Origin of the sequence: Aequorivita aquimaris, assembly GCF_001573155.1 — a bacterium.
Taxonomy (GTDB): domain Bacteria; phylum Bacteroidota; class Bacteroidia; order Flavobacteriales; family Flavobacteriaceae; genus Aequorivita; species Aequorivita aquimaris.
In genome coordinates, this window is sequence record NZ_JRWG01000003.1 from 201,371 (window position 1) to 215,633 (window position 14,263).

Annotated in this window: 9 protein-coding genes; 5 read left to right on the plus strand and 4 right to left on the minus strand. The window is 41.1% G+C overall.

The features are described from left to right. Window positions 1–54: 54 nt before the first annotated feature. Entirely contained in the window at window positions 55–1,218 is a 1,164-nt protein-coding gene (locus tag LS48_RS06230; protein ID WP_062621086.1) for a T9SS type A sorting domain-containing protein, read from the minus strand. A 501-nt stretch (window positions 1,219–1,719) separates the two neighbouring features. On the opposite strand from LS48_RS06230, the gene LS48_RS06235 reads away from it, so the two are divergent. From LS48_RS06235 to LS48_RS06245, 3 genes are all read left to right on the plus strand, one after another. After that, window positions 1,720–1,950 carry a helix-turn-helix domain-containing protein gene (locus LS48_RS06235; protein WP_062621088.1) on the plus strand — a complete coding sequence of 77 codons (231 nt, stop codon included), beginning with the start codon at window positions 1,720–1,722 and terminating at the stop codon, window positions 1,948–1,950. A gap of 343 nt (window positions 1,951–2,293) precedes the next feature. Then, window positions 2,294–3,082 (plus strand): hypothetical protein, encoded by a 789-nt coding sequence (locus LS48_RS06240; protein ID WP_062621091.1) that lies wholly within the window; start codon window positions 2,294–2,296, stop codon window positions 3,080–3,082. A gap of 188 nt (window positions 3,083–3,270) precedes the next feature. Continuing rightward, window positions 3,271–3,726, plus strand: a complete 456-nt coding sequence (locus LS48_RS06245) for a hypothetical protein (RefSeq protein ID WP_062621093.1) — start codon at window positions 3,271–3,273, stop codon at window positions 3,724–3,726. A gap of 94 nt (window positions 3,727–3,820) precedes the next feature. On the opposite strand, the gene purL is transcribed toward LS48_RS06245, so the two are convergent. Next, a complete protein-coding gene (purL, locus tag LS48_RS06250; protein WP_262480965.1) occupies window positions 3,821–7,546 on the minus strand; it encodes a phosphoribosylformylglycinamidine synthase in 3,726 nt (1,241 codons plus the stop codon). Between the two features lie 132 nt (window positions 7,547–7,678). Here purL and LS48_RS06255 point away from each other — a divergent pair, with 132 nt between their 5' ends. Then, complete coding sequence (locus LS48_RS06255; RefSeq protein WP_062621098.1) at window positions 7,679–10,597, plus strand: GEVED domain-containing protein; 2,919 nt, start codon at window positions 7,679–7,681, stop codon at window positions 10,595–10,597. Between the two features lie 73 nt (window positions 10,598–10,670). Here the strand turns inward: LS48_RS06255 and LS48_RS06260 are convergent, their stop codons facing one another. Beyond that, window positions 10,671–11,714: an endonuclease gene (locus LS48_RS06260; protein WP_062621100.1), complete on the minus strand. Its 1,044-nt coding sequence runs from the start codon at window positions 11,712–11,714 to the stop codon at window positions 10,671–10,673. Between the two features lie 20 nt (window positions 11,715–11,734). Continuing rightward, window positions 11,735–12,946 (minus strand): RsmB/NOP family class I SAM-dependent RNA methyltransferase, encoded by a 1,212-nt coding sequence (locus LS48_RS06265; protein WP_062621103.1) that lies wholly within the window; start codon window positions 12,944–12,946, stop codon window positions 11,735–11,737. Window positions 12,947–13,171: 225 nt separating this feature from the next. Here LS48_RS06265 and LS48_RS06270 point away from each other — a divergent pair, with 225 nt between their 5' ends. After that, a complete protein-coding gene (locus tag LS48_RS06270; RefSeq protein ID WP_062621105.1) occupies window positions 13,172–14,215 on the plus strand; it encodes a WD40/YVTN/BNR-like repeat-containing protein in 1,044 nt (347 codons plus the stop codon). The last annotated feature ends 48 nt before the right edge of the window (window positions 14,216–14,263 follow it).

Here is a 14,263-nt window from a genome sequence, read left to right on the forward strand (position 1 = left end):
TCTTAAAAAGAGAACGGCTTCGCGAAATAGAGTATCTATATGGTGCCAAAAAGCCTATTCTTTTAAAATTCTATAGTTTGCAGTATTTCCTTCTGATGTTACACACATCACGTAAACCCCTTTACTCAGACTCGAAATGTTTATCGCTTTGTTTGAAGAATTCATTTTTGCTGCGAAAACCACTTGCCCCAATAAATTGTATATATTCACTTCTTCTATTATTGTTTTTGCACTTAGATTTAATTCATCCTTCACAGGGTTTGGATAAAACTTAAAATCTTCCAACACATTTTCTGAAGTTCCCAGAACTTGACTTGCATTAATGATTACATTGGCATAAGGCTGGCTTGCGGAAAATGCAAACAGATAGTATGTAATACCAACCTCGGCCAAAATACTTGAAGTATTGTTGAAGGTACAGGGGTTGGTTGGTTGGTCCACCAAATTTAGTTCGGCCCCGGAAGAAACATTTGGGTGGGTGGCGGAATAGAAGAGCATGGCACTTTCGCTTGCGGGGCTCCCCTCCATAAGGGCTTCAATAGTGCCGTTAACTTCTGGTGTAATTTTGTACCAAACTCCTGCATATCCACTAGTTGAGCAGAAAGGCTGTCCGCCATCATTTGTGTCAGTTGTAACTAAAAAATGTATGTTGTTGTCTATTAATGGTTGAGAACTTTGGGCAATGTCAGTTGCGTTTTCTATCAAATCGTTTGCGGGAATCTGGAAAGCACCGATGGTATTTACCAATACATTTGATATAACTAAATTTCGCATATAAATGTAATAGGTTTTTCCAGTGGTAACATGAATACTGGCCAAGGGGTTTGAAGCACAGGGGTTGTCAGTTTCATCTATATAAGTTAACTGCATACCTGTGGAGGCGTTTGCGGGCCCTTCAAAAAAAACGACCACAGCTTCATCCGGATTAACAATTCCTGCCGCAACACTTCCATTTTTTGTGGCTGTAAATTTATACCAAACTCCCGGTTGTGAAACACCGCATCCCACAACGGGCGTATGGTCGTTTGTGTTTGTGGCTTCGGGAAAATTTACATTCATTCCATTATATGGAGAAGCTGGACCAAAGTTAAGATTGATGGCGTTTTCAATTAGATCGTTGGAGGGCGGAGCGATCATAATAGGATTGCTAGACGCTTCCAATTTTTGGCTAAACACGAAAGTGAATAATAGCATTGAGATAATGTGTACTGATTTCATGGTTTAATAGTTTATAGTTTTATATGATGGGGCAAATGTATATGTGAGCACTATTTTGAAATGTTGTTAATTGATAAACGTTACGTTTGAATTGATAGATTGCACAAATCCCGAATTCCAAATCACAATGCTAAAGCCTAAAGCCTTCAGCTTACAGCTAATAGCCAAAAGACGTAGGAAGGTAAGTCGCAAGAGTATCGCTCAACTGTTTACGCATACACATATTCACGGATTCACCTATTCATCATCCCATCCAACCGACAACCGACGTATGACTGCTGCGCTGAAAGACATAAGAAGTAAGACAAGACATACTCTCTAAGCACATACTAACAAATTAACAACTCATGCTTCACGCTTCATAACTGCCAACCGCCAAAAGCATGGAGCGCCACGAATCAAGGCTCAATTCTAAAGCCTCACGTCTTATTCAGAAACAACTGAATTTTTAAAAATAAATTTTATATTAGCAGTATCTCCCCAGCCCTAAATCTTTAAACTATGGATAAAGAACCTATCAAAAATGGGTCTAAGGACCTGTCGAGAATTCGCCTGTTGAAGGATGAACAGATTATTGAGTTATTTGGAATTAGCAAATCCTGCCTTTATCGATGGCGAAAAAAAGGTGAAATTCCTTTTATGAAAATTGGAAGCACCCATTTCTACCTTGAAGATGTAATTTTAAAAATGCTCTATATGCGTGGGGGCAGGCTTCCTGATGATGAGATTTGAGACGTGAGACGTGAGACGTGAGACGTGAGACGTGAGACGTGAGATTTTTTCTTAACCAACACCAAACACCAAACCCCAAACCCCAAACAATTTACAACCCTACATTTTAACGAGTAAATAAATTTAATTGTAAACGAAATAGTATTTATTAATATATTTACTGCTCTCCCCTTTTATATAAAACCTTTAGGCTGGTTAGGGCTTGTTTGGGTTTTGTATGCTTAAAAATTTTGGAAGATTATTGATAAAGTGGGGTAATGTACAAAAGTGGGGTAATGTACATATGGGGATAACAGCCATAGCGATTTAAAAACATGCGTATATATACACGTTGCCCACAATTATGAAAAACAACTTTGCAATATTAATTTCACTACTGATTGGATATTCTGTTTTTGGACAGAAAACACCAATATCATTTGTGAATAATGAAAGAGCAAAGGATACAATTAGAGACTTTGTATCAGATTGGGATGAAAGAATAAGCGAAATTACTCTAACATCAAAAACGGAATTTGAATTTCGAAGTTTTCCGTCGTGGTCAAGTTGCTTAACTTGGAGAGAATATTATGGAACTTGGGAAAGGAAAAATGATACTCTAATTTTTTCTGACCAATACGAAGTTGTTGAAAATGACGCACGATTTATATTTTCGAACAAAAATCAGAACAAACACTATCAACTTGAATTCAGAACTGATAAAAACTCAAAATTGTCTGAAAAAAACATTAAAATACAATTTGTTTATGATTATGATGCGGATTTAAAAGATGTTAAGCGTGAAATGAAATTGGATAATAACTTTAGTTTAAAAATTCTTTTCAGTGACATTCCTAACCGCAAAAAATTAGCATCAATTAGATATGAATATTTTCTACCAAACGGTGAAAAGCGATATGGTTATATAACAGAAAATCAAACTGTGAATGAAAAAGAAAGTGACCTTCCAAATCAAATCGGAATTATATTGGTTGAGAAACCCAAAAAAGAAATTATTTATAGAGTCACTAAAGCGATTTTATTAGATGACAAACTCAAAATTATCTCAAAAGAAAAGAATAAATCTGACTTGCCAGATTATACCGGAGAAATTGAATTTAAAGACTTTTATGAAAAACTGAATGGAGAATAACTGTGGGCAACAATGTATCCTATGAAAAGCACTAATCCCGTTCCAAAAAATAGTAGTCACTTGTTTAATAATGAAAATAGGCCGACCGTATCCACGATTAAGCAAGTTCCTCCCTGTATGGAATACTGTTTTAAACATAAAAAGTATGTACGGGAAAAACCATACTACCATCAAGACAAATAGCTATTATGAAATACCGTGAAAAACTACTAAAGCTGATAATCGAAGGCTCGGTCCAAGAGTTTCAGCAATGGCTCATTTCGCAACCCGCACTTGACCAGCCAGCCATTATGCGCGAACTTAAACAACTGGGCGAGCTTCCTCCAGAAGAGGGCGGTGGCAACATACTGGATACCGTGGAAGCGTTTAAGACCTATGACAGTGTAATTGATAAATATGAGGACGCCATTCTTGACGAGAAGTTGGTCAAACAGCAGGTGATAATGGCCGAAGAGGAGTTGACCAAACACGTGCAACAGATGCGCCAAACCCACCCAAACCTTCGGGAGTACGTTATTGCGTCTATTGTAAATAATGAAGCTAACGCCGGCCTTATGCGCAGTCTAGCCAAAAGAATAATAGCCCTTGAAAAAATAGAGAACAGCTATAACCCTGAAAACTGGAAGCAATTACCTGAATTGTAAAGCCCCAAGCTGGCGCGCATTTGCAACGCGTGCCCAAGCTGGAAGATCCTCCGGTGGCCCTTAATAATTTCTTTAAAAAAACTAAACGAAAATATTACTTCTGCTCAATCCACTCCCGGGCATTGACCAAGGCTTGAACCCAAGGCGAAACTTCATCATTTTTTCTATCCTTTGGGTAATACGCCCAGTTCCAAGGAAAAGTAGAACGCTCCAAATGCGGCATCATAACCAAATGTCTTCCGGTTTTATCGGTCATCATCGCCGTGTTGAAATCGCTGCCGTTGGGATTGGCCGGTAACGCATCGTAGCCGTATTTCGCTACAATCTTATAATGGCTTTCCGCCTTTGGAAAACTGAATTTCCCTTCCCCGTGTGCAGACCAGATTCCCAAAGTACTTCCCGCCATTGAAGATAGCATCACGGAATTGTTCTCCTGAATTTTCACCGAAGTAAACACACATTCAAACTTGCCTGTATCGTTATGGAGCATTTTCGGCTTTTCATCATCTTCGGGATTTAAAAGGCCGAGCTCCACAAAAAGCTGGCAACCGTTACAGACGCCCAGGGAAAGTGTATCGTCTTTTGCAAAGAAATTCTTTAGGGCCGTGTTCGCTTTTTCGTTGTACAAAAACGAGCCTGCCCAACCTTTTGCGCTACCCAAAACGTCGCTATTGCTGAAACCTCCAACGGCCACCAATAGTTTTATGTCTTCCAAATCCTCCCGGCCTTCAATCAGGTCGGTCATATGCACATCCTTTACATCAAAACCTGCAAGGTGCATCATATAGGCCATTTCGCGCTCACTGTTGCTGCCTTTTTCGCGGATTACCGCTGCCTTTGGCCGCTCCCCTCCTTTGGAGGGTTTGGGGGAGAACTTTCCAGTGAAATCCTTCGGAAACTCAAAAGTTAACGGTTGGTTCTTATAATTATCAAAACGCGCTTTTGCCAGTCTTTCGCCACTTTGGTTTTTGTCCAATAAATACGAAGTATTGTACCAAGCATCGCGCATTTCAGAAATAGAAAATTCTAATTCTTTATTGTTATTTTTTATTGAAAGGGAATCACTTTCTGAAACAGTTCCAATCTTTTGGAAATCGATTTTATTATCAGAAAGCATTTTTTCAACCAAAGCATCATCCGAAGCTTGAATGACAACGCCACAGTTTTCAGCAAACAATACTTTCACCAAATCACTTTCCTCTAAACTTGAAAGGTCCAAATCTGCTCCCAAATCCACATCTGCAAAACACATTTCAAGCAAAGTGGTAATCAATCCACCCGAGGCCACATCGTGCCCGGCAAGGATTTTTTCCTCTCGAATCAATTCCTGCAGCGTGTTGAAAACGGTTTTTACATATTCCGCACTTTTCACCGTTGGTGCGTCATTTCCTATGGCATTCAAAATCTGTCCAAAAGAGGAACCGCCCAGTTTAAAATCGTCCTGCGAAATGTTTATGTAATAAAGAGAACCTCCGTTTCTCTGCAGAACAGGCTCCACAACCTTTTGAATATCATTGCAATTTCCCGCGGCAGAAATAATCACGGTTCCGGGAGAAATTACTTCGCCATCCTTGTATTTCTGCTTCATCGATAGCGAATCTTTTCCAGTGGGGACATTGATTCCCAAATCAATCGCAAAGTCGGAAACGGCTTTTACGGCGGCATAAAGTCTGGCATCTTCGCCTTCGTTATTGCAGGGCCACATCCAGTTTGCGGAAAGGGAAACACTTTTTAAACCATCCTTCAACGGCGCCCAAACAATGTTGGTAAGCGATTCTGTAATGGCATTGCGCGAACCGGCAGCAGGGTCAATTAAAGCCGTTAATGGCGAATGACCAATACTCGTTGCAACCCCTTCCTTTCCGTGGAAATCCAGCGCCATTACGCCGCAGTTGTTCAATGGAAGTTGTAACGGTCCTGCGGTTTGCTGTTTGGCAACGCGGCCCGTAACACAACGGTCCACTTTGTTGGTAAGCCAGTCCTTACAGGCCACGGCTTCCAATTGGAGCACTTGCTCCAAATATTCTTTTATGCTGGAAACTTCGTAAGCAGCATTTTTATAATTCCTGTTTACGGTTTTGTCCTTCATTATGGTTTTTGGCGAGCTGCCGAACATATCTTCCAAAGCGAAATCCATTGGCTTTTCACCTTTTTCATTTTCAAAGCAGAAGCGTCTATCGCCGGTAACGTGGCCTACTTCATACATGGGTGAGCGCTCTCTGTCTGCCACTTTTTGAAGTTTTTGGATATTCTCTTTGCCAATAATAAGGCCCATGCGTTCCTGGCTTTCGTTGCCCATAATTTCCTTTGCGGAAAGGGTAGGGTCGCCAATGGGGAGTTTGTCCAAATCAATTTTTCCGCCCGTGTCTTCCACCAATTCGCTTAAGCAATTTAAGTGCCCACCAGCGCCGTGATCGTGAATGGAAACAATTGGGTTTTCATCACTTTCAACCATTGCGCGGATGGCGTTTGCGGCGCGTTTCTGCATTTCGGGATTGCTCCGTTGGATTGCGTTCAATTCAATACCACTGCTAAATTCCCCCGTATCTGCCGAAGACACCGCGGCACCGCCCATCCCGATACGGTAATTGTCACCGCCTAAAACTACAATTTTATCGCCTTCCTGCGGTTTGTCCTTAATGGCCTGGCTTGCCTTTCCGTAACCGATTCCGCCAGCCAGCATAATCACTTTATCGAAGCCTAATCGGCGAGCATCCTCTTCGTGTTCAAACGTAAGTACAGAACCTGCAATCAAGGGTTGTCCGAATTTATTTCCAAAATCTGAAGCTCCGTTGCTGGCTTTAATCAATATATCAAGCGGCGTTTGGTAGAGCCAATCGCGTTCTTTCATACTTTTTTCCCAGGGACGCTCTTCATTTAACCGAGAATATGAAGTCATATAAACCGCAGTTCCCGCCAATGGTAAGGAACCTTTACCGCCAGCCAAGCGGTCACGGATTTCCCCACCGCTTCCGGTTGCCGCGCCGTTAAAGGGCTCCACGGTTGTTGGGAAGTTGTGGGTTTCCGCTTTAAGCGAAATTACACTTTCAAAATCTTTTTCCTCGTACCAATCAGGCTTGTCGCCACTTTTTGGGGCCCATTGTTTCACATTCGGGCCTTTTACGAATGCCACGTTATCCTTGTATGCCGAAACAATATCATTCGGGTTTTCAGCTGAAGTCTTTTTTATTAATTTGAATAGGGAAGTAGGCATTTCCTTGCCGTCTATTTCAAAAGTGCCGTTGAAAATTTTGTGGCGGCAATGCTCGCTATTTACTTGGCTAAAGCCGAAAACTTCACTGTCTGTAAGTTTTCGTCCTAGTTTTTTGGAAAGATTTTCAAGATATTCAACTTCTTCGGAATTTAATGCTAAACCTTCCTTTTGGTTGTATTCGGAAATATTATCAATTTCCAAAATAGGTTCGGGCTGAATGTGGATGTCAAAAATATCCTGATCCAATTGGTTGAATTTCTGCGAAAGCATAGGATCGAAAGTTCCTTTTTCAATCTTGTGGTTGTGAAACTCTTCAATACGGATAATTCCATCAATGCCCATATTTTGGGTAATTTCAACGGCATTGGTACTCCAAGGCGTAATCATTGCGGCACGTGGCCCAACAAAAAAATCCGTCGCGTTTGTAAACAGGACGGATTGCTTTATTTTAGGTTGGTTGCCGAAAAGCCATTCCAACTTTTTAATGTTTTCTTCTGAAATTTCTCCCTGGGTCTGGACTCCAAAAACAGTGTTTTCAACGTTCCCGAAAAAGTGAATCATCCTTTTGAATATTTGATGTTTTTTGAAGGTGCAAAGATAACCAATTTTGAAGGATTTTTAATCACATAAAAATGTAAGATTTATGAGTCCTCAATTTATTATAAACTTCTGGTTATTAACAATTAATAATTAAGGAATATGCCTTACCTTTCCTCTTCAATTTTTTAAAATCAAACCATGAAACTTAAAAAACTACTATTTGTAGCCTGTATGCTATTTGGACTGGGAGCATATTCCCAGGAAACTTTTCCGCCAGACGAAGTTATTGTTGGAACTTTTATAGGAAAAACAATTCCATTGAGGGATTTTGCCCTTCAAGAAGAAAATCTTGATCAAACTATTAAGGAAATCAGAATTGTACAAAACGGTTCACGCTATCACGAACAAGTAAATGCAAATGCCTTGCCCATGGGTATTGACCAAACAGTTCAAAAGAACTTTGGAAATATCCAAACTAGGGCGATTGAACAAAATTTTATAGGGGCTTCCTCTTCAGAGTCAGGTTTTGTTCCGCCCGATCCTACTGGAGCAGCGGGACCCAACCATTACGTTCATGCGGTTAACTCTATCGTAAAGATTTTTGACAAAACGGGCAATCTTGTAGTTGGCCCCGTAGCTTTGGGAACATTTTTAGGAATTGGTTCCAATTCCGGAGATCCCATTGTGCTTTACGATCAATTGGCAGACCGTTGGTTTGTTAGTGAATTTGGTTCATTAAACAATTCACTTGCAATAGGCGTTTCTGAAACAAATGATCCCACGGGTGCTTACAATGTATATCAATATACCTTTGGAAGCTTTCCTGATTATCCCCATTATAGCGTTTGGCACGACGCTTATTATCTAACAGCCAATATTGGAACAACAAATAAGGTTTATGCGGTTGAAAGAGATGTAATGTTGGCTGGGGGAGCTAATCCAAAGATTGTGGGCTTTCCGCTTCCAGGCGCTACCCAAAACACAAATACGGTTTTAAGTCCAGAACCGGCAAACCTATTAGGGACCACTTATCCTGCAGATGTTCCTGGATATGTAACATATCTTCAAGATGATGGATGGTCGGGGGTTACTTTTGACCATTTAAAAGTTTGGGAAATTGATCTTGACTGGAACACAACAAGTAATTCTACAATATCGGCACCTCTTGAAATACCGACCGCTCCTTTTAATTCTGTGTTTGCTCCTTTTGGGTCTGGTGATGTGGCCCAACCAGGCACTAACCAAAAGATTGATATGATTGGGGGTATAATATCTTATGCGCCTAACTATAGAAGCTTCGCCGGTCACAATAGCTGGGTAATCACTTTTAATACAGATATTGATGGCAATGACACTTCCGGCATTCGATGGATTGAACTTCGAAATGACGCTTCAAACCCTTGGTCCATATTTCAAGAAGGCACCTATGCACCTGCGGATGGAAATAGTCGCTTTATGGGAAGTGCGGGAATGGATGCCGCAGGAAATATTGGCCTTGCATTTAACATAGCCAGTGGCTCCCTTAAAGCGGGAATACGCTATACGGGTAGATTTGACGGAGATCCACTTGGTCAAATGACAGTTGCCGAGACTGAAATAATTCCTGGTGCTGGCGTACAAACGTTTACCAATAGATTTGGTGACTATTCACATTTAACTTTAGATCCGGATAATTTCACTTTTTGGCACACAGCGGAATATTTTTCATCAGATAACAACTGGAGAACCCAAATTGCTGCATTCACATTGTCTGGAGGTTTTGCTAAAGATGTAGGTGTTAACGCATTAATTCAACCGGAAAATGGAATTTTGACAAATGCCGAAACAGTTGAGGTAAGCATCCGAAATTTCGGAACTGCGGCTCAAGCAAATATTCCTTTGGAACTTCGTGTGGACGGCAACCTGATTGCTTCTGAAACTTTCTCGGGGAGTATAGCTGCAGGTTCGACGGCAAACTATACCTTTTCTCAAACAATTGACTTGTCAAACCCCGGACAAACATATTCTATTCAAGTTAAATCTAATCTGGCGGGAGACGAATTTCCTGCTAATGATCCATTCACAAAAGATATCACACATCTTTTGGCGAATGATGTTGGAGCTTTAGAGATTACAGCGCCAATATCTGGTTCAGGTTTGGGCAACGAAACTATCACTGCAACGATAAAAAACTTTGGGGCTAATACACAATCAAATTTTAATGTACAGTATGTTATAAATGGTGGTACGCCCGTGGTTGAAACCTTTATGGGACCTATTGATTCCGAACAGGAGATGAGCTATAGTTTTACACAAACAGCAGATTTTACAGCGCTGGGTGTTTATAACGTAACTGTCTCAACTTCTTTGGCAGGTGATGCCAATGCTGCGAATGATGCCGTTACAACCGAAATAGAAAACATTTTATGCCAGCCCTTTTTGAACTGTGAATTTGGTGATGGTTTTCAATTATTTTCAGTTGCAGAAATAAATAATCCTTCAGCTTGTGAAGGTTATGGCGATTTTACCAACCTTGTAGCCAATTTGGCACCGGATAGCACAAATGAATTGACCATAACCACTGGCTATGGCGATCAATTTGTGAAAGTTTGGATTGATTTTAATGATGATTCCACGTTTACTGCAGATGAGGTTGTAGTTGATAATGTAGAGATTGCCTCTGGTCAAGGACAGGGAACCTATACAGTTACAATGGATTTGGTTGTACCCCCAGGAGTAGCAATGGGCCCGCACCGAATGCGTGCAAAGACCAATTGGAATGGCCAAGTGCCGGCAGACGCCTGTGAAGAAACCAGCTTCGGAGAAACTGAAGACTATACCGCAAATATTGGAACACTTGGTGTAAATGACTTTTCAATCAGCAAAGGGGATTTGATAATTACATCAGAAAACAACAAAAATTTTGAAATAAACTTTATAACAGCATATGAGGGAACAGCTTATTTAGCAATTTATAATATGCTGGGGCAACAACTTAAGGTGAAGATGCTAGATAAGATAGGTAATTCTTTTAAGGCAAAGCTCGATATGAGGGAAGCGGCAAGTGGAGTTTATCTTGTAAGGGTAGGTGGCCAATACACCAAATCTTTTAAAACGGCACGAATTATTGTAAAATAAATTATTCGCTGAAATAATCCAAAAATGAAAAGAGCGGGCATTGCCCGCTCTTTCTTTATATTGTTCAATTTTTTTATTGAACCACAATTTTTTTGATAATTTTTCTTTCAGAAGAGACCAATTCTAAAAGATAGACTCCACTGTTGAGATTTGAAACATCCACTTTCTTTTCAGAAGAATTGAAAGTGTTGAACAATATTCGTCTTCCTGAAATATCATATATTGAATAATTATTAACAGAAAAGGAGGTATTGTCCTCAACCCAAATAATTTCAGAAGTTGGATTTGGATACACTGAAATATTTTCCGCAATAAATTCTTCGGTTCCAATTAAACCCCAGCGATCTTCTGCAGCGGGGCCACCCCAAATAAGCGTTGCCAAATATGGGTTGTCAATAAAAGGATTTCGGTTTCCGTAAAAATTTTCCAAATACGGGTTTCGTTGGTCTTCAAAATCTGTAACAGGGTCTTCAGCGTTCCATTGCAAGTAAACTTGTAGCATTTCTGTAGAGCCTTGTAAAGCCCCATTGCCGTTTAAGGAAGGTTTGCAACGATCGCCATATCGGGTGTACATATACATCATTATTCTAGCAACATCACCTTTCCATTCATCACCGGGATACCAATATCCACTTCCTACATCACCAGCGTTCCCAGAGCCATCTGCAAATTTCTTGCTTCCGCGGTTGTTGTTCATTTGCTGGTCAGTTGGGCGAATGTTGTGTGGATCTGCACCAATTCCGGTAGTGCCATTATCTACATTTCCCATCGAAGGATTTGCGTTTGACCGGGCAAAAGTATGTTCGCGGTTGTATTGACAACTGCTACCTCCAAAATCATCCTTGTCGCGGCTTCGGTCTGTAGTGCAACTTCCCGAATTGTCATAACCGTAAAGCAACAAAACATTATTATTGTTTTCGGGATCTTCATCTGTGATTTTCATGGAATCACGTGTATCGCCATAATTGAAAGATGTGCTTGCATTTTCAATTTTTTGTTGCAGGGCAAAATATAAGTCTTGCCCAGTTAAGGAAAGATTAACATCATCATAATAAGGCTGTTGGGCAAAAAGGGTTTGTAGGCTTAATAAAAGAAATAGGGTAAATATTTTGTTCATTTTTTAATAGTATTTTGAAATTAATCTTTTTTTTGCAGCAAAGAAATATAAAATCCATCAAATCCGCTTTTGCTGGGCATTATTTTTTCTTCATTTAACAGTGTGAAATCTTTTCCGGCTTCACGGGCCAGGAAATCCTTTACCTGCAATTCGTTTTCCGAAGGAAGAATGGAGCAAGTGGCGTAAACCAACTGCCCGCCCGGTTTTACCATTCGGGAGTAGCTGTCCAGCAATTCTTTTTGTGTGGCGCGAATATTATCCAAAAACTCAGGCCGCAATTTCCACTTGGCATCCGGATTTCTTCTTAAAACGCCCAGACCGGAGCAAGGAGCATCGATCAACACCTTATCTGCTTTATCGATCAGCTTTTTTATCACTTTGGTGGAATCGATCACGCGGGTTTCAATATTGAAAATATCGTTGCGTCGGGCACGACGTTTCAGCTCGTTCAACTTGTTTTCATAAATATCCATGGCAATCAATTGGCCTTTGTTCTCCATCATCGTGGCAATGTGAAGGCTTTTTCCACCCGCTCCCGCACACGCATCTATTACGTGCATTCCGGGTTTTGGGTCGAGGATTTCCGCAACTTTCTGTGAAGACGCATCCTGCACTTCAAACAGCCCATTCTTAAAGGCATCGGTTGTGAACACGTTTGCGCGCTCCTTCAGCTTCAACGCATCGGGATAACCGCTCAAAATTTCGGTTTCTATTTCAAGGTCGGCCAATTCATTTTGCAGGTTTTCAACCGTGGTTTTTAAGGTATTCACTCGTAGCACCACGTCGGCCTGTTGGTTTAGCGCGGCAATTTCCTTGTCCCACTTTTTGCCGAGTTCCTTCTGTCCCAATTCATCCAACCAATCGGGGATGGATTCGCGGTATTTTCTGATTTTTGAGAGCTCGTCAAATTTCCCTTTTATGCGGCGGGTTGGCGTGTCCTCAAACTGTTTCCATTCAGGGATGGCAATTCCGTTCAGTGTGGCCCAAACCGTGAACAACCTGAAAAGATTGGGACGGTCAAAGGGTTCGCGCACTTCGGCAATCTCGGCATAGAGCCGTTTCCAGCGTACAATGTCGTAGGTGGTTTCGGCTATAAAGGCACGATCGCGGGCGCCCCAACGCTTGTCGCGCTTTAAGGTATTTTTTAGCACCTTGTCCGCTTGCTTGTTTTCGTTAAAAATCAAGTGAAGGGAATCTATGGTGGCGAATACTAAATTTCTGTGTAATTTCATTTTCTGCGTTTTGCGATTGCAAAGGTATCTTTTTAAACTTAGATTTTTGAAATACGAAATACGAAATACGAAATCGAAATGGAAATGGAAATGGAAATGGAAATGGAAATAGCCTTTAAGTAACTCAGTAACTCAGTAACTCAGTAACTCAGTAACTCAATAACCCAACAACCCAAAAACCCATTTGAAATTTTAGAATCACTACTTTTGCCAAAAATTGAATCTATGCGTCTTGCCATTGCCACGTTACTCGTCCTTTTTCTTTTTTCCTGTGAAAAGAAAACTGAAATTGAAATCAATTCCGTTGAAATTACGCCCGTATTTATTGATAGCCTGAGCATTCGTGCCATCCAACCGTTGGATGAAAATAGGGTTTGGTTTGCCGCGGATAAAGGAAAGGTAGGATTGATTGACGGCGATACGCCAAAGCTCGCAATCATAAAATACGGCGATTCGTTGCTGCATTTTCGTTCCATCGCCGCCACTAAGGAAGCGGTGTTTGTTTTGAGTATCTCCAATCCCGCAGTGCTGTACAAAATTGGCTTTAACGGTACCGAAGCGACCAATATTGAAGAAGTCTATAACGAAAAAGGCGAAAAGGTTTTCTACGATTCCATGAAATTTTGGAACGAAAACGAAGGCATTGCCATTGGCGACCCCGTGGAAGATTGTATGTCCATAATCATCACTCGCGACGGTGGGAACACTTGGGAAAAACTGCCGTGCGACAATTTGCCGAAAGTGGAAAGAGGAGAAGCAGCTTTTGCGGCCAGCAATAGCAACATCGCTATTTTTGGCGACAATGCTTGGGTTGCGACCGGAGGAAGAAAATCGCGAGTAATGCACACGGGCGACAAAGGAAAAACTTGGGAAGTTTTTGATACGCCAATTGTTCAAGGAAAGGCGATGACGGGTATTTACAGCATTGATTTTAGGGATGAACAGCATGGAATCATTTTCGGTGGCAATTGGGAGAACAAATCTTTTAACGAAGGTAATAAGGCCATCACCAAAAACGGCGGCAAAACTTGGAAACTGATTGCCAACGGCAAAGAACCCGGGTATCGTTCTTCAGTAAAATATATTCCGGGAACGGAAGGGCAGGGGATAGTGGCCATCGGCTCGCCCGGTATTTCCTTTAGCGGCGACGGCGGCAAAAACTGGAAACTTCTTTCAAAAGAAGGCTTTTTCGCAATTGAATTTGTAAATGATAGCCTTGCTTTCGCTTCGGGGAATAATCGTATTTCAAAATTGATTTTTAGGAAATAATATAAAGATTCTCTTTTGGAGTGGGCATGAGTTGCAACTCGCGCCAGC

Bases quoted from the DNA above. Each gene is read 5' to 3' on its own strand.
- LS48_RS06240 (WP_062621091.1), top strand. From the start codon at position 2,294: ATGAAAAACAACTTTGCAATATTAATTTCACTACTGATTGGATATTCT.
- LS48_RS06270 (WP_062621105.1), top strand. From the start codon at position 13,172: ATGCGTCTTGCCATTGCCACGTTACTCGTCCTTTTTCTTTTTTCCTGT.
- LS48_RS06235 (WP_062621088.1), top strand. From the start codon at position 1,720: ATGGATAAAGAACCTATCAAAAATGGGTCTAAGGACCTGTCGAGAATT.
- LS48_RS06255 (WP_062621098.1), top strand. From the start codon at position 7,679: ATGAAACTTAAAAAACTACTATTTGTAGCCTGTATGCTATTTGGACTG.
- LS48_RS06265 (WP_062621103.1), bottom strand. From the start codon at position 12,946: ATGAAATTACACAGAAATTTAGTATTCGCCACCATAGATTCCCTTCAC.
- LS48_RS06230 (WP_062621086.1), bottom strand. From the start codon at position 1,218: ATGAAATCAGTACACATTATCTCAATGCTATTATTCACTTTCGTGTTT.
- LS48_RS06260 (WP_062621100.1), bottom strand. From the start codon at position 11,714: ATGAACAAAATATTTACCCTATTTCTTTTATTAAGCCTACAAACCCTT.
- LS48_RS06245 (WP_062621093.1), top strand. From the start codon at position 3,271: ATGAAATACCGTGAAAAACTACTAAAGCTGATAATCGAAGGCTCGGTC.